Below are 16,226 nucleotides of genomic sequence, written 5' to 3' on the forward strand. Positions count from 1 at the left end.
GCGCCGGTGCGCTCGGCGAAGTCGGTCACTTCTCGCCCCCTGTACCGGGAATGGTGGTGGCGTCGGCGCCACCCGTTGCGGCGCCGGTCTGGCCCTTGGCGGCCAGATCGCGCAGGTGTGCGTCGTACTCGGCGCGGTCGACCACCTTGACGGTGAAGACCATCCGGCTGTGGTAGAGCCCGCAGAGCTCGGCGCACTTGCCGGCGAAGGTACCGGTCTTGGTCGGGGTCAGCTCGAACTTGTTCGTCTTACCCGGGATCACGTCGAGCTTGAAGTAGAACGACGGCACCCAGAACGAGTGGATGACGTCCGGCGAGGTCAGGTCGAAGTGCACCGACTCGTTCACCGGCAGCCACAGGGTGGCCGGCTTGTCCATCGTGCCGGTCTCCCAGACGCCCTGCTGCCCGTCGACGGTGTCCTTGTAGTTGAAGGTCCACTGCCACTGCTGGCCCACCACGTTCACGGTGTGCTGCGGGTTGGCGTCCATCCTGGTGACCTGGTTGCCGTGCTCGACGGTGTAGAAGAACAGCACACCGATGATCGCGAACGGGGCCAGGGTGTAGAGCACCTCGAGCGGCAGGTTGTACCGCACCTGCCGGGGTGCGTCGTCGTTGCGCTTGCGGTACCGCACCACGACCCACAGGATCAGGCCCCAGACCATCACGCCGATGATCAGGGCGGCGATCCACGCCCCGATCCAGAGGCTGCGGATGGCCTCGGTCCGGTCCGTGGCGCCCTCGGGCAGACCGAGTCGTTTCCACTGCTCAGTGGTCGCCGTCGAGCAACCGGTCAGCAGCAGGGTGCCGAGCACCACTGCACTGCCGACCAGCAGGCGACGCTTCGCCGGACGTGTGGCGCCGGCAGAACCTGCCGGTCGCTCCTCCACTCCGGGCGTGCCGTTCGAACCCACGGGGCGCCTTTCCCTTCCCAAGTGAGACTGACGACCAAACACTACTGGACACCTTTCGCGTCTCTGCGCATAGGTAGGGCTTAGCGTTTCCCGTGTGAGCGAGCGTACGTATCTGGACGCCGCGTCGGCCGAGCCGATGCACCCCGCGGCGCGGGAGATGTTGCTGTCGGCAGTGGATTCCGGATGGGCCGATCCGGTGCGTCTGCACCACGAGGGCCGGACCGCGAGACTGCTGCTGGACAACGCCCGCGCGGTCCTCGCGGACGCGGTCGGCGTGCGGGCGGACGAGCTGTACCTGACCACCTCCGGTACGGCGGCGATCCAGGCCGGTCTGACGGCGGTACGGGCCGCGCGCGGCCGGGTCGGGGCAACGATCGTGCACAGCGCGGTCGAGCACTCTGCCGTACTGCACACGGCTGGTGAGGCGGCGGCCGAGGTCGGCGTGGACAGGCTGGGGCGGGTAGAGCTGCCTGCCTTCACCGACGCCGTACGGCGACCTGGTGTGGCTGTGGCTGCGCTGCAGTCGGCGAACCACGAGGTGGGGACGCGTCAGCCGATCGAGGCAGCTGCTGAGGCGGCAGGCGACGTACCGCTGTTCGTTGACGCGTCCGCGTCGGTCGGGCACGACGTCGTGCCCGCCGGCTGGTCGGTGCTGGCGGCCAGCGCGCACAAGTGGGGCGGACCGGCGGGTGTCGGGTTGCTGGCTGTGAAGAAGGGCACGCGGATCGCACCGGCGTGGCCGATGGACGAGCGGGAGGACGGCCTCTCCCCCGGCTTCCCGAACGTCCCCAACGCGCTCGCAGCGGCCGCAGCGTTGCAGGCGCGGCTGGCAGAGGCTGAGGAGCTCGGCAAGCAGCACAGGGCCTGGATCGACGAGGTACGTAGCCGCGTGGCTGCCGACATCCCTGATGTGGAAGTCGTAGGCGACGCGGACGACCGGCTGCCGCACATCCTCACGTTCTCCTGCCTCTACGTGGACGGTGAGGCGCTGGTGACCGCACTGGACGCTGAGGGCTTCGCCGTCTCCAGTGGTTCTGCCTGTACGTCGAGCACGCTCCGGCCCTCGCATGTGCTGGCAGCGATGGGCGTACTGACCCACGGCAACGTCCGCGTCTCTCTCGGGCGCGACACGACCCACGAGGAGGTGCAGCGGTTCTGTGCTGTGCTCCCAGGGCTGGTGCAGCGGATCCGGGCGGAGGTGGGGATGTGAACGTCGACCTGGACTGCCGCGGTCTGCTCTGTCCACTCCCAGTGATCAAACTGGCCAAGACGCTACCGACCGTTGCCGTGGGCGACACGGTCACGGTGCTGGCAGACGACCCGGCTGCAGCGACCGACATCCCGGCGTGGTGCCGGATGCGCTCCCAGGAGCTGGTGTCGGCCGCAGAAAACCAGTACGTCGTACGGCGGCTCTCCTGACACACTGCGCCGCGTGACCGATTTCGCGTACAAACCGACGCTGACCGGGGACCTGATGATCCTGCGCCCCGTGGACGAGTCCGACTACGAGGCGTTGGCCGCGGCCATGGACGACCCGGACGTGGCCCGCTTGACCGGCAGCCACGGCGAGATCGGCGAGGAGCAGGCCCGCACGTGGTACCGGACTCGCAAGGACCAGACCGACCGGCTGGACCTCGCCATCGTCGACAAGGCGTCCGGTGCCGTCGTCGGTGAGGCCGTGCTGAACGACTGGGACCCGGACAACCAGTGCTGCAACTTCCGGATCCTGATCGGCCCGTCCGGCCAGGGCCGCGGCCTCGGCACCGAGGCGACCCGGCTGATCGTCGGCTACGGCATCGAGCAACTCGGCCTGCACCGCATCAGCCTCGGCGTCTACGCGTTCAACCCCCGCGCCCAGCGCGCCTATGAGAAGGCCGGCTTCGTCGTCGAGGGCGTGTTCCGGGACGCGCTGCTGTGGGACGGCGAATGGGTCGACGAGATCATGATGTCCGTGCTGGCCTCGGAATGGATACCGTCTGAGGTGTGATCGAGGCCGAACGCATTGCCGTCCTGACCGGAGCCGGGATCTCGACAGCGTCGGGGATCCCTGACTTTCGGGGGCCGCAGGGGTTGTGGACGAAGAACCCGGCGGCGGAGGCGATGTTCGACATCGACGAGTACGTCGCCAGTCGCGACGTACGGGTGGCGACCTGGAAGCACCGGCTGGCCGTGCCGGCGTGGACGCTGGAGCCGAACCCGGGTCACCTCGCCCTGGTGGAGCTGGAGCGCCAGGGCCGGCTGACCGGTCTGATCACGCAGAACGTCGACGGACTGCACCAGAAGGCCGGCTCGTCGTCGGAGCTGGTCCACGAGCTGCACGGCACGGTCTGGTACGTCGACTGCCTCCAGTGCGAGCGCCGGATCCCCATGGCCGACGTACTCCCCCGACTCGAGTCAGGCGACGAGGACCCGGCCTGCGAGGTGTGCGGCGGCATCCTGAAGTCCGCGACCGTCTCGTTCGGCCAGTCCCTGGACCGGGCTGTGCTGGACCGAGCTGTTGCGGCCACCGACTCAGCCGACCTCTTCCTGGCCATCGGCACCTCCCTGCAGGTCTACCCGGCCGCTGGTCTCTGCGACCTCGCACTGAACGCCGGAAAGCCTCTGGTCATCCTGAACGCACAACCGACGCCGTACGACGAGCAGGCGACCACTGTGCTGCGCACTCCGATCGAGACCACGCTGCCGGACCTCGTGACCTTACCGTGACTTTTGAGGCCTCCTCAGGGTAAAAGGTGGCGGCTAGCGTCCCCGGCAGGGTGAGTCGGTGGGGAGGGGCACGTGATGCGCGGGTTCAGGCGTTTGACTGCAGGATTGACCGCGGCCGCGGTGGTCGTACTCGGGTTGGGTACGGCGGCACCGGCTCCGGCTCAGGTGGCGGCGGATCGGGTGATCACCGTCGCGGGCTCGTTGCAGAGCGAGCTGGGGTGCGCGGGTGACTGGGATCCGGGGTGCGACGCGACCAGTCTCGGGGCGAGTGCGCCGTACACCAAGGTGTTCGACGTGCCGGCGGGGTCGTACGAGTTCAAGGTCACGGTCAACAAGAGCTGGGACGAGAACTACGGTGCCGGCGGTGTGCTGAACGGCACCAACATCCCGTTGCGGATCGAAGGTCCCGCGAAGCTCCAGTTCAGTTACAACGACACTAGTCACGTTGTCACTGTGACGCCGGTGGATCTCGCCGGTCCGGCGGTGACGGCCGCGGACAAGGCGCTCGCGACGCAGAGCCTGCGCCCGGACCTCACCAAGGAACGCTTCTACTTCCTGATGGCGGACCGGTTCGCGAACGGCGACACGTCGAACGACGCCGGCGGACTCAGCGGTGACCGGCTGCAGACCGGGCTGGACCCGAAGGACAAGGGCTTCTACCACGGCGGCGACCTGGCCGGAGTGATCCAGAAGCTCGACTACATCAAGTCCCTCGGTACGACGTCGATCTGGCTGACCCCGTCGTTCAAGAACCAGCCGGTGCAGGGCGCGGGCGCCAACGCGAGCGCCGGGTACCACGGGTACTGGATCACCGACTTCACCCAGATCGATCCGCACCTGGGCACCAACGCCGACATGCAGCGGCTGATCGACCTCGCGCACCGCAAGGGCATGAAGGTCTTCTTCGACATCATCACCAACCACACCGCGGACGTGATCGACTACCAGTCCGGCCAGTACGGCTACATCCCGAAGTCCACGTCGCCGTACAAGGATGCCCAGGGCAACGTGTTCGACGACAAGCAGTACGCCGGCGGCGACACGTTCCCGCAGCTGGACGCGAGTACGTCGTTCCCGAACGTCCCGGTCTTCCGGACCCCGGCCGACGCGAACCTGAAGGTGCCGGCCTGGCTGAACGACCCGACGCTGTACCACAACCGCGGCGACTCGACGTTCGCCGGCGAGAGCGCGGAGTACGGCGACTTCGTCGGGCTGGACGACCTGTTCACCGAGCAGCCGAAGGTCCGGGACGGGATGATCGACGTCTACAAGACGTGGGCCGAGCTCGGGATCGACGGGTTCCGGATCGACACCGTGAAGCACGTGAACCTCGAGTTCTGGCAGAAGTTCTCGCCCGCGATCCTGGCGGCGGCGAAGGACGCCGGCACGAAGAACTTCTTCATGTTCGGCGAGGTCTTCGACGCGAACCCGCAGTTCATGTCGACGTACACCACCAAGGGCGCGCTGCAGGCGACGCTCGACTTCGGGTTCCAGCAGAGCGCGGTCGCGTACGCGAAGGGCGACCCCAGTACGAAGCTGCAGGACTTCTACGCCGACGACGACTACTACACCGACACGGACTCGAACGCGTACGAGCTGCCGACGTTCCTCGGCAACCACGACATGGGGCGCGTCGGCACGTTCCTGAAGCAGGGCGGTGCGGCGGGTCAGGACCTGCTCGCCCGGGACCAGCTGGCGCACTCGCTGATGTACCTGACCCGCGGCCAGCCCGTCATCTACTACGGCGACGAGCAGGGCTTCACTGGCCCGGGTGGTGACAAGGACGCGCGGCAGGACATGTTCGCGACCCAGACCGACGAGTACGCGGACGACGAGGTCGTCGACGGCAGCGGTACGACGACGATCGGCAAGAAGGACCGGTACGACGTCAACTCGCCGATGTACAAGCACATCGCGGAGCTGGCGAAGCTGCGCGCCAAGTACCCGGCCCTGTCCGACGGGCGACAGGTGCACCGGTACGCGTCCAAGTCCAACGGCCTGTACGCGTTCAGTCGACTCGGCAGCGACAACGTCGAGTACTTGGTGGTCGCGAACAACACGAAGACAGCGGCCGCTGCGACGGTGGCGACGTACGGACCGAACACGTGGCTCAAACCGGTGTACGGCGGCTCCAAGACGCTGAGGACCGACCGTGAGGGCAGGGTGGCCGTGAGCCAGGCTCCTCTGTCCGTGACGGTGTACCAGGCGCAGACCAAGGTCCCGCCCCGCGCCAAGGCGCCCAGTGTCTACATGAGCTCACCAGAAGCCGGTGCCACGGTCGGTGGGCGTGCTGAGATCGCTGCGGCCGTCCCCGCGAACACACCGGTGACCGTGACGTTCGGCTACCGACCTGTGGGTACGACGGCGTGGCAGCGGCTCGGTGCCGACGACAACGCGCCGTACCGCGTCTTCCACGACGTCTCGGGGCTGGCCAAGGGCACACTGCTCGAGTACCGCGCCGTACTGCGGGATGCCTCGGGCAACTACTCGGTGTCCGGGTCGTACGGCGTGGTTGGCGACGCTGCTGCACCGGGTGGCGGCGGTGGCGGAACAGGACCCGTCGTACAGCCGGCCAACGTGTCTGTCCCGGGCGATCACAACAGCGAGATGGGCTGCCCCGCGGACTGGTCGCCGGACTGTGAGCAGGCCCAGCTGACACTGGACGCCAAGGACAAGGTCTGGAAGGGCACGTTCACGGGCCTGGCCGGTGAGCACGCCTACAAGGCCGCCATCAACAAGACCTGGGACGAGAACTACGGCGCCGGCGGTGTCGCGAACGGCGCGAACATCTCCTACACCGGCCCCAGCGGACCAGTCACCTTCTACTACGAGCACGGGCGGCACTACGTGACGTCCAGCGCGCAGGGGCCGATCATCACGGCGCCTGGGTCGTTCCAGACCGAGCTGGGCTGTCCGACCGACTGGGATCCCTCCTGCATGCGACCCTGGTTGACCGACGAGGACGGCGACGGGACCTACACGTGGTCCACCAGCGAGCTGAAGGCGGGCAACTATGAGGCGAAGGTGGCGCACAACCTGTCCTGGGACGAGAGCTACCCGGCTCAGAACGTCCCGGTCGCGGTGCCGTCGGACGGGCTGGTTGTCACGTTCTCGTACGTGCTCGCGACCCACCAGTTCACGGTGACGACGGCCAAGCCCGGTGCACAGCCGGACCTGAGCCAGGCGAAGGCGTACTGGGTCAACCGCACCACCCTCGCCGTACCCGCGGTCGACCACGCGGAGCGGTACCGGTGGCGGCTGCACTGGTCGGACACCGGCTCGCTGAAGATCGACGCCAACGACATCGGCGGCTCGTCCGCCGCACTGCGCTACGACTCCGCCGAGGTGAAGCCGGGGTACACGACGCTCCGGCTCGACCATGCGGACGTTCGCAAGATCCTCACCGGTCAGCTCGGTCTCGCGCAGTACGACGACGCCGGACGACTGCTGGACGCGACCGGCGTACAGATCCCCGGCGTACTCGACGACGTCTACAGCGGCGCTGCCAACCGCTCGTACGGCGTCACCTGGCAGGGCGGCAAACCGACCTTCACGCTCTGGGCTCCGACTGCCCAGGACGTGCGGTTGATGATCGGATCGTCGACAATCCCCATGCACACAAACGGCGACGGTTCGTGGTCGGTCAGCGGACGACGGTCGTGGAAGAACGCGTCGTACCGCTTCCAGGTGACGGTGTACGCGCCCAGCACCGGCAAGGTCGAGACGAACGTCGTCACCGACCCGTACTCGGTCGCCTTGACCACAGACTCGGCCTACTCCGTGGCCGCCGACCTGAACGACCCGGCGGGCAAGCCGGCGCTCTGGTCCACCACCCCATCGCCGAAGCTCGCACGAGGCGTCGACTCGACCATTTACGAGCTGCACGTCCGGGACTTCTCGATCAACGACACCACGGTCCCGGCCGCGCACCGCGGTACCTACCTGGCCTTCGCCGACGAAGGTGACGGGACCAAGCACCTGCGAACGCTCAAGGCAGCCGGGCTCAACACCGTGCACCTATTGCCGACATTCGACATTGCATCAATCCCCGAGACCGGGCAGCAGACGCCTGCCTGCGATCTCAAGTCGCTGCCGGCCGATTCCGAACAGCAGCAGGCCTGCGTGACAGCAGTAGCTGCGAAGGACGGGTTCAACTGGGGCTACGACCCGTTCCACTGGCTCGCGCCGGAGGGGTCGTACGCGACCGCCCGGGACGGCCTGGCCCGTGTCGCGGAGTTCCGCACGATGGTCGGCGGTCTGCACAAGTCCGGGCTGCGCGTCGTCCTCGACCAGGTCTTCAACCACACCCCGGCCGCGGGTCAGGCACCGACGTCGGTGCTGGACCGGATCGTGCCCGGGTACTACCAGCGGCTCAACGCCACCGGGAAGGTCGAGACCTCGACCTGCTGCAGCAACATCGCGACCGAGCACGCGATGGCCGAGAAGATCATGGTCGACGGCACGGTGAGCTGGGCGCGCAACTACCACGTGGACGGGTTCCGGTTCGACCTGATGGGCCACCACAGCAAGGCGAACATGCTCAAGGTCCGCGCCGCGCTGGACAAGCTCACGCTCGGCAAGGACGGCGTCGACGGCAAGTCGATCTACCTGTACGGCGAGGGCTGGAACTTCGGCGAGGTCGCCAACGACGCGCTGTTCGTCCAGGCCCGGCAGGGCAATCTCGGCGGGACCGGGATCGGCACGTTCTCCGACCGGCTGCGGGACGCGGTCCGGGGCGGCGGGCCGTTCGACGACAACCCGCGGATCCAGGGCTTCGGTTCCGGCACGGCGAGCGACCCGAACGGCGACCCGGTGAACGGTACGCCGGCCGAGCGCGCGAAGCGGCTCGCCCACGACACAGACCTGGTGCAGCTCGGGCTGGCCGGCAATCTGCGCTCGTTCACCTTCACCTCGGCCGAGTCAGGTTCGGCCGTCCGCGGCGACCAGGTCGACTACAACGGCGCACCGGCCGGGTACGCCGACCAGCCGGACGAGGTGATCACGTACGTCGATGCCCACGACAACGAAACGTTGTGGGACACGCTGACGTACAAGCTGCCGGCGAACCGGCCGATGCCGGACCGGATCCGGATGAACACGTTGTCACTGGCAACGACCGCGCTCGCGCAGACGCCGTCGTTCTGGCACGCCGGCGCCGACATGCTGCGGAGCAAGTCGCTGGACCGCAACTCGTACGACTCCGGTGACTGGTTCAACACGCTCGACTGGACCGGCGCCGACAACGGCTTCGGCCACGGCCTACCACCGAAACCCGACAACGAGGCCAAGTGGCCGTACATGAAACCACTCCTCGCCAACCCAGCCCTCAAGCCGTCGGCAACCGATGTGACGTCGGCCTCCGCGGCAGCCGCCGATCTGCTGAAGCTGCGATTCTCCACTCCCCTGTTCCGGCTCGGATCGGCCGCGCTCATCAACCAGAAACTGAGCTTCCCGCTGAGCGGTACGACGCCGGGCGTCATCACGATGCGCGTCGACGACACCGTCGGCCCGGATGTCGACCCGGCGCTGAAGGGCCTCGTTGTCGTCTTCAACTCCACCGGCTCCACCGTGACCCAGCAGGTTCCCGGTCTGACCGGCGCCAACTTGAGCCTGTCCGCCGTTCAGGCAGCTGGATCGGATCCGGTGGTCAAGCAGACGACCTGGACCGCGTCCACCGGCACGGTCGCCGTGCCGCCGCGGACGGTCGCCGTACTGGTCCAGACCTAGGGGTCCGAGCCCTTCCCTCCCTGCGTTGTGCTTCCTAGGTTCGAAGATGACCAATTGCACAGCGCAGCGGAGGGGGAATGATGTTCCGACGAGCGAGCGTGCTGCTGTCCGGAGCACTCGTCACGATGCTGAGCCTCGGTCTGGGGACGGGCACCGCACCTGCGTCCGATCACACCGCACAGTTCTCGCCGGGAGCGCCCGGTGCCGGCGATCCGTACTTCGGCACCGACGGGAACGGCGGGTACGACGTCCAGCACTACTTCCTGGACGTGAAGTACGTCCCGGCGACCGACCGGCTCACCGGTGTCGCCACGATCAACGCCCGCGCCACCCAGAACCTGTCCCGCTTCAACCTGGACCTGCAGGGGCTGACGGTTCGATCCGTCAGCGTGAACGGACGGGCGGCGGACTGGTCGCGGACCGCCGACGAACTCACCGTGAAGCCGCGGTCCGGGTTGCCCAAGGCGAAGAACTTCACCACGGTGATCCGGTACGACGGCGTACCGCAGACCCTCGGTGACGGCAGCGGGTTCATCCACACCGACGACGGCGCGGACGTGATCGGCGAGCCGCATGTGGCCGACACCTGGTACCCGGTGAACGACCATCCGAGCGACAAGGCGGCGTACACCTTCAAGGTCACGGTGCCGGCCGGGCTCGAAGCGATCGCGAACGGCATCCTGACGGGCCGACGAACCAGCCGCGGCTGGACCACCTGGACCTGGGATGCCAAGGAACCGATGGCGTCCTACCTGGCCACCGCGACGATCGGGCAGTTCGACGTACGTGCCTACCAGCGTCAAGGAATCCGCTACTGGGACGCGTTCGATCCCGACCTGTTCACCGAGGCTGTACCGCGGACCGGGCAGCAGTACGCCCTGTCCCTGCGCGTGGACACGGACGAGCCGTCGTACAAGCGGCTGGCCCGGACCGTCAGCGTGCCGGCGGCCGGCGCGGACCTGTCGTTCTGGATCAATCGCAACACCGAGCCGGGCTGGGACCACGTGTTCGTCGAGGCGCACACGGTCGGCCAGGACAACTGGACCACGCTGCCCGACGTGAACGGCCACACCAGTCAGGACACCGGACCGGTCTGTCCGTTCTGGCTCGACCTGCATCCGTTCCTCACGCACTACCAGACGGCTCAGGCTGACGGGACGTGCACGCCGACCGGGTCGAGCGGCTCGTGGTGGGGAGCCAGCGGCAGCAGCAACGGGTACGAGCAGTGGAAGGTCGACCTGTCCGCCTACGCGGGCGCGAGCGTCGAGGTGTCGATCACGTACGCCAGCGATGACCTGGTCCAGCTTCCGGGTGTCGTCGTGGACGACGTCGTCGTCTCGACCGGCGAGGGTACGACGTCGTTCGAGGCCGACGCCGATCCGTTCGACGGCTGGTCCGTACCGGGTCCGCCGGCCGGCAGCGCACCGAACCCGAACGACTGGATCGCCGGCACGGCCGCGGACGCGCCACCGACCACCGGAGAGGTCGTCGAGGCCTCCTTCGCCCGGCAGAGCGAGATCGTCGGGTTCCTGTCCAGTACGTTCGGCCGGTATCCGTTCGCGGCCTCCGGTGGCATCGTCGACGACGTCGACGGCCTGGGATTCGCACTGGAGAACCAGACGCGGCCGATCTACGCCAAGGACTTCTTCACCGACACGATCAACGGCCAGAACGTGATCGTGCACGAGCTCGCGCACCAGTGGTTCGGCGACAGCCTCGCGGTGCAACGCTGGCAGCACATCTGGCTGAACGAAGGGTTCGCGACGTACGCCGAATGGCTCTGGAGCGACCGTGAAGGGCTGGGGACCGCGCAGGAGGTCTTCGACTTCTTCTACAACCTGTTCCCGGCCGACGATCCGTTCTGGACGCTGGCGATCGGCGACCCCGGGCCGGACGCCCTGTTCGACTTCGCGGTCTACGCCCGCGGCGCGATGACCCTGCACCAGCTGCGGCTCGCCGTTGGGGACGCGGACTTCTTCACGATCCTGCGGACCTGGGCGAAGAACTACCGCAACAGCAACGTCACGACCGGGCAGTTCATCGCTCTCGCCGAGAGGATCTCCGGGCAGCAGCTGGACGGCCTGTTCCAGACCTGGCTCTTCTCCACGACCAAGCCGGTGCTCGCCACGTCGACGGCCGCCGCCAAACAGGCGACGACCACGCCGGCGGCCGCCGGGAGTCTGCTCGAACGAGCCAGGAGCGGACAGCTGCGGCGCTAGACATCACGACTGGAGCCCGGCGAACCGGGCTGCCGCTACGAACGCCGCCAGCGCCAGAAGGATGGTGTTGGCGGCGGTCGAGCCGGGCTCGCGCAGCGAGGAGTGGGATGTCGCGGCGCCGATCATGACGACGCACAGCCCCACCGCCGCGAGGGGTGTGAGGACGCGGGCGGTATCGGTCAGCCACGGCGCGAACAGGCCCGCCACCGCCAGGAGCTCGCAGACCGCTACGAGGCGGACCAGCGGCATCGGGAACGGCGCGATACCCGTCTGCCCGGTTCTGATCAGCCGGTCGCGGGACATCGTCGACTTGGCGGCGCCGGAGATCGTGAAGACCACCGCCAGTACGCCGGTGAAGATCCAGGTGATCGTATTCATGTGGATTGCAGACGATCGGACAATCAAACTTGTGACACTGTCACTGGGAGGCGCCCTCGATCGTCTGTGATTGGTGTGATGGAGGAACTCAGGCCGCTGTTGCTGTCGATCGCGTACCGGATGCTGGGCACGTTCGGGGACGCGGAGGACGTCGTCCAGGAGGCGTACCTGCGGTTGCATCGGGAGCCTGAGGTCACGTCACCGAAGGCGTTCCTGACCACGGTGACGACCCGCCTGGCGATCGACCAGCTGCGGTCGGCGCGGCGGCAGCGGGAGGAGTACTTCGGACCGTGGCTGCCGGAACCGGCCGTCGACGAGTACGTCGATCTCGCGGACCGTGCCGCGCTCTCGGACTCGCTGTCCACCGCGTTCCTGGTCGTCCTCGAACGACTCACTCCGGACCAGCGCGCCGTGTTCCTGCTCGGTGACGTGTTCGGCTACTCGTACGACGATCTCGCCGGCATCCTCGGCAAGACCCCGGCCAACTGCCGCCAGCTGGCCGTCCGCGCCCGCCGTCGGATTGCCGACAATCGACCGCGCTTCGACCCGTCCCCACAGGAACGCGACGAGCTGGTCCGGCGGTTCGTCGCGGCCGCCGAGGACGGTGAGCTCGATGCGCTCGTCGCCGTACTCACCCCGGACGCGACCTTCACCGGCGACGGTGGCGGCAAGGGCGGCTTCCCGCGGCCGGTACACGGCGCGGCCAACGTGGCCCGGATGCTCGTCGGCGCTTTCGGCAAGTTCCGCGGGCTGACCACCGAGCCGGTGCATGTCGGCGGACAGCCCGCGCTGCGGATCCACGACCGGTCGAACCACACCGTCGCGGTCTGGTCGTTCACGATCGCAGAAGGCCGGATCACCGCGATCCACGGCATCGTGAACCCCGACAAACTGACCCACCTGCAGCCGTCAGGGCACGCGGACGACGAGAGCTGACGCGTCGACCTCCGCGGTCAACGACGTGCCATCGGAGACGGCATCGCCATCGAGCTGACGTTGGACCGTCCGCTCGGCCTTGACCTGAATACGACGACCGGTGAAGCGCTCCAGGTGCTCCTCACGCCAGGACTTCACCACGAGCCCGAGCACCAGCCGCGGCCAGTGGCTGATCCGGCGCGGCATCAGGACCACCGCGTCGATCCGGCCGTCGTCGGGCCTCGCGTCCGGCAGCAGCGGGATGTTCGCCTGCAGCGTGCCGACGTTGCCCAGCACCACGGTCCGCGCGCGACGGCGTACGGCGGGCCGGTCGTCGACCGTGATCTCGACCCGGACGACCGGGTGGTTCAGGTTTCGCAGCGTGGACACGACGTACGCCGCCCAGCCGGCCCGCTTCTTCAGATCGTCGGGGGCATCCGCGATGATCGCGGCATCCAGCCCGAGTCCCGCCATCACCACGAAGCGGTCGGACGGCAGGTCGTCGCCCTCGACCTGCACGCTGTCGATCCGCCGGTCCGAGCCGTCGAGCACCTCGGCCAGCGCGGTGTCGAGGTCGAGCGAGATCCCGAGGTTGCGAGCGAGCAGGTTCCCGGTCCCGGCCGGCAGGACCGCCGCCGGTACATCAGTCCCGGCGAGCTCGGCGCACACCACGCGCACGGTCCCGTCGCCGCCGGCGATCAGCACCAGGCCGACCGCGTCGTCGATCGCGCGCCGCGCCATCGTCACGCCGGCGTCGTCTTCGGTGGTCTCCAGCCACAGTGGATCCGCGAACCCTCGCGCGGAGAGCGCCTTCTCGACAGTACGGCGGAAGTTGTCGCCGTCGACCTTCACCGGGTTCACGATCACGGCTGCCCGCCTGGCAGAACTCACCTGATATTTGTCCGTTCGGGGAGATAACGTGCTGAGAATGAGCAGACTTCCACGGAGTACGCCAGAAGCCCAGGGCTTGTCCGCCGCGGCCCTCGACAGTTTCGTCGGAGCACTGGACGCCGGGCAGCCGGAGATCCAGACCGTGATGCTGGTGCGGCATGGCCACGTGGTGCTCGAGGAGACGTGGGCGCCGTACCGGCTGGAGGATCGGCACCTGCTGTTCTCGGTGTCGAAGAGCTTCACGTCGACCGGTATCGGACTGGCGGTCGACGCGGGGCTGTTGTCGCTGGACGACCAGGTGATCTCGTTCTTCGACGAGGATGACCTGCCCGAGACGGTCAGTGACAACCTCGCCGCGATGCAGGTCCGGCACCTACTGACCATGACGACCGGGCACTCGCAGGACACCGTCGAGCGGCTCAGCCGGGATCGCCGGATGGTGAAGATCTTCCTCGGCCTCGAGGTAGAGCACGAGCCGGGCACGGTGTTCGTCTACAACAGCGGCGCGACGTACATGCTGTCGGCGATTCTGCAGCGGCTCACCGGCGAGAACCTGCTCGACTACCTGCGCCCGCGGCTGTTCGAGCCGCTCGGTGCGACCGAGGCGACGTGGCAGCTGTCGAAGGAAGGCATCGTCGTCGGCGGCTGGGGCCTGAGCCTCAACACCGAATCGCTGGCGTGCTTCGGTCAGCTCTTGCTCCAGCACGGCGAGTGGAACGGCGAGCAGGTCGTCCCGGCCGAGTGGTTCGAGGCGGCCACCTCGAAGCAGGTCCCCAACGACAACGAGACGAACCCGGACTGGAAACAGGGCTACGGGTTCCAGTTCTGGCGCGGCCGCCACAACACGTACCGCGGTGACGGGGCGTTCGGGCAGTTCATCCTGGTGTTCCCGGAGTACGACGCGGTGCTCATCACCACCAGCGCCACCGGCGACATGCAGGCAATCCTGAACACGGCCTGGGACTACCTGCTGCCGGCGCTCGAAGGCAAGGAGGTCCCGGAAGCGCAGCGTCCGGAGCGGCTCGAGCTTGCCCCGCCGAGCGGTCCCGCACCCGCCCCGGGCAATGGGCAGACGTACCGCTTCGCGGCGGACAACCCGACCGGCCTGACCGCCGTACGGCTGGACCCTGACGGCACCGGCACGTTCAGCTTTCGTGACTTCAGCGACGGGAGGCTGCACGAGCTCGTCTGCGCGCCCGGCCCGTGGCGCGAGCAGACGGCCCGGGGGGCCACCGACGACGCAGGCCCCGAGACGAGCGAGCGGGTGGTGACGAGTGCGTACGGTGACGGCGACGCGTTCGTCGCGACGTTCCGCTGGGTCGAGACGCCGTTCGTCGCGACCCTCACCTGCCGTACCGAGGGTGACACGCTGACCATCGACGGTCAGCTCAACGTCTCCTTCGGACCGACCGAATTCACAGTGATTTCGGAGGAGATGTCACAGAACTGAGGCGACGCGTGTCCTCCGGATCGTAAACACCGACGACGGAGGATGAGATGAAGGTTTTGGTGGCAGGCGCGACCGGCGGACTGGGCCGGTCACTGGTACCGCAGCTGCTCGCGGCCGGACATGAGGTGACCGGGATGACCCGGTCCGAGACCGGTGCGGCCGAAGTGCGGTCCTTCGGTGCGGACGCCGTACTCGCGGACGGCCTCGACGCCGCCGCGGTGCACGCCGCGGTGGATTCGGTCCGCCCGGAGGTCGTCGTACACCAGATGACGGCGCTCAAGAGCGGTATCGACTTCAAACACTTCGACGACAGCTTCGCGGTGACGAACAGGCTGCGCACCGAGGGCACCGACCACCTGCTCGCGGCCTCCCAGGCGGCCGGCGTACGACGGTTCGTCGTCCAGTCGTACGCCGGCTGGAACCTCGAACACGGTGGATCCGCCACCAAGACCGAGGCGGACCGGCTCGACCCGGATCCGGTGCCCGCCCAGCGGCAGACGATGGCCGGGATCAAGCACCTCGAGTCGGCGGCGCTGAACACCGAGGGGATCGAGGGCGTCGCGTTGCGGTACGCGAACTTCTACGGGCCGACCGGCGATATCGGCAAGGGCGGTTCGATGGTCGAGCTGATCCAGAAGCGCCGGCTCCCGCTGATCGGCGACGGCACCGGCGTCTGGTCGTTCATCCACTACGACGACGCGGCCGCGGCGACGGTGAAGGCGATCGAGAGCGACGTGACCGGCGTGTTCCACGTCGCGGATGACGACCCGGCGCAGGCGGCGGTCTGGCTGCCCGAGTTCGCCGGCATCCTCGGTGCGAAGGCACCGATGCGCATCCCGGCCTGGCTCGCCCGCTTCGCCGTCGGTGACGTCGGCGTGGCCGCCTTCACCGAGATCCGCGGGGCCGACAACACCCTGGCCAAGAAGACCTTCGACTGGCAGCCCGGCTACGCGTCCTGGCGCGAAGGTTTCCGCCACGGGCTCTGAGGCCGACTTGGTGAGAGGATTCCTTTACTTCGCTGTTACACACG

12 protein-coding genes are annotated in these 16,226 nt (G+C 67.9%); 9 read left to right on the forward strand and 3 right to left on the reverse strand.

Translation table 11 applies throughout. From position 1 onward, the window contains the following. Window positions 1–25: 25 nt before the first annotated feature. A complete protein-coding gene (gene ctaC / locus E0H92_RS17080; RefSeq protein ID WP_131496911.1) occupies window positions 26–910 on the reverse strand; it encodes an aa3-type cytochrome oxidase subunit II in 885 nt (294 codons plus the stop codon). 94 nt (window positions 911–1,004) lie between these two features. Between ctaC and E0H92_RS17085 the strand changes: the two genes are divergently transcribed. The 6 genes from E0H92_RS17085 (at window position 1,005) to E0H92_RS17110 (ending at window position 11,562) form a co-directional block, all read left to right on the forward strand. Continuing rightward, window positions 1,005–2,120, forward strand: coding sequence for a cysteine desulfurase family protein (locus E0H92_RS17085; RefSeq protein WP_202873669.1), 1,116 nt, complete (start codon window positions 1,005–1,007; stop codon window positions 2,118–2,120). After that, complete coding sequence (locus tag E0H92_RS17090; RefSeq protein ID WP_131288911.1) at window positions 2,117–2,329, forward strand: sulfurtransferase TusA family protein; 213 nt, start codon at window positions 2,117–2,119, stop codon at window positions 2,327–2,329. The genes E0H92_RS17085 and E0H92_RS17090 overlap by 4 nt, the downstream gene beginning before the upstream one ends. Window positions 2,330–2,342: 13 nt before the next feature. Then, window positions 2,343–2,897, forward strand: coding sequence for a GNAT family N-acetyltransferase (locus E0H92_RS17095; protein WP_131496912.1), 555 nt, complete (start codon window positions 2,343–2,345; stop codon window positions 2,895–2,897). Continuing rightward, entirely contained in the window at window positions 2,894–3,616 is a 723-nt protein-coding gene (locus E0H92_RS17100) for an SIR2 family NAD-dependent protein deacylase (RefSeq protein ID WP_131496913.1), read from the forward strand. Before E0H92_RS17095 ends, E0H92_RS17100 begins: the two co-directional genes overlap by 4 nt. A gap of 93 nt (window positions 3,617–3,709) precedes the next feature. Next, window positions 3,710–9,343 (forward strand): pullulanase-type alpha-1,6-glucosidase, encoded by a 5,634-nt coding sequence (gene pulA / locus E0H92_RS17105; protein WP_238173467.1) that lies wholly within the window; start codon window positions 3,710–3,712, stop codon window positions 9,341–9,343. A 77-nt stretch (window positions 9,344–9,420) separates the two neighbouring features. Beyond that, window positions 9,421–11,562 carry a M1 family aminopeptidase gene (locus E0H92_RS17110; RefSeq protein WP_131496915.1) on the forward strand — a complete coding sequence of 714 codons (2,142 nt, stop codon included), beginning with the start codon at window positions 9,421–9,423 and terminating at the stop codon, window positions 11,560–11,562. A gap of 3 nt (window positions 11,563–11,565) precedes the next feature. Here E0H92_RS17110 and E0H92_RS17115 read toward each other — a convergent pair whose 3' ends face one another. Continuing rightward, a complete protein-coding gene (locus tag E0H92_RS17115) occupies window positions 11,566–11,940 on the reverse strand; it encodes a DoxX family protein (protein ID WP_131462652.1) in 375 nt (124 codons plus the stop codon). A gap of 78 nt (window positions 11,941–12,018) precedes the next feature. Between E0H92_RS17115 and sigJ the strand changes: the two genes are divergently transcribed. Continuing rightward, complete coding sequence (gene sigJ, locus E0H92_RS17120) at window positions 12,019–12,876, forward strand: RNA polymerase sigma factor SigJ (protein WP_131462651.1); 858 nt, start codon at window positions 12,019–12,021, stop codon at window positions 12,874–12,876. Here sigJ and E0H92_RS17125 read toward each other — a convergent pair. Beyond that, window positions 12,850–13,746, reverse strand: a complete 897-nt coding sequence (locus E0H92_RS17125; RefSeq protein WP_238152762.1) for a diacylglycerol/lipid kinase family protein — start codon at window positions 13,744–13,746, stop codon at window positions 12,850–12,852. The two genes, sigJ and E0H92_RS17125, sit on opposite strands and share 27 nt — an antisense overlap. Window positions 13,747–13,783: 37 nt before the next feature. Between E0H92_RS17125 and E0H92_RS17130 the strand changes: the two genes are divergently transcribed. Both E0H92_RS17130 and E0H92_RS17135 read left to right on the forward strand, forming a co-directional pair. Beyond that, window positions 13,784–15,196: a serine hydrolase domain-containing protein gene (locus tag E0H92_RS17130; RefSeq protein ID WP_238152761.1), complete on the forward strand. Its 1,413-nt coding sequence runs from the start codon at window positions 13,784–13,786 to the stop codon at window positions 15,194–15,196. A 47-nt stretch (window positions 15,197–15,243) separates the two neighbouring features. Then, window positions 15,244–16,182, forward strand: coding sequence for an NAD-dependent epimerase/dehydratase family protein (locus tag E0H92_RS17135; protein WP_131462648.1), 939 nt, complete (start codon window positions 15,244–15,246; stop codon window positions 16,180–16,182). Window positions 16,183–16,226 lie beyond the last annotated feature (44 nt).

This window comes from Kribbella speibonae (assembly GCF_004331375.1).
Classification (GTDB): Bacteria; Actinomycetota; Actinomycetes; order Propionibacteriales; family Kribbellaceae; genus Kribbella; species Kribbella sindirgiensis.

Coding starts and splice junctions, on each gene's coding strand:
- E0H92_RS17135 (WP_131462648.1), top strand. CDS start 15,244: ATGAAGGTTTTGGTGGCAGGCGCGACCGGCGGACTGGGCCGGTCACTG.
- E0H92_RS17130 (WP_238152761.1), top strand. CDS start 13,784: ATGAGCAGACTTCCACGGAGTACGCCAGAAGCCCAGGGCTTGTCCGCC.
- E0H92_RS17115 (WP_131462652.1), bottom strand. CDS start 11,940: ATGAATACGATCACCTGGATCTTCACCGGCGTACTGGCGGTGGTCTTC.
- sigJ (WP_131462651.1), top strand. CDS start 12,019: ATGGAGGAACTCAGGCCGCTGTTGCTGTCGATCGCGTACCGGATGCTG.
- E0H92_RS17110 (WP_131496915.1), top strand. CDS start 9,421: ATGATGTTCCGACGAGCGAGCGTGCTGCTGTCCGGAGCACTCGTCACG.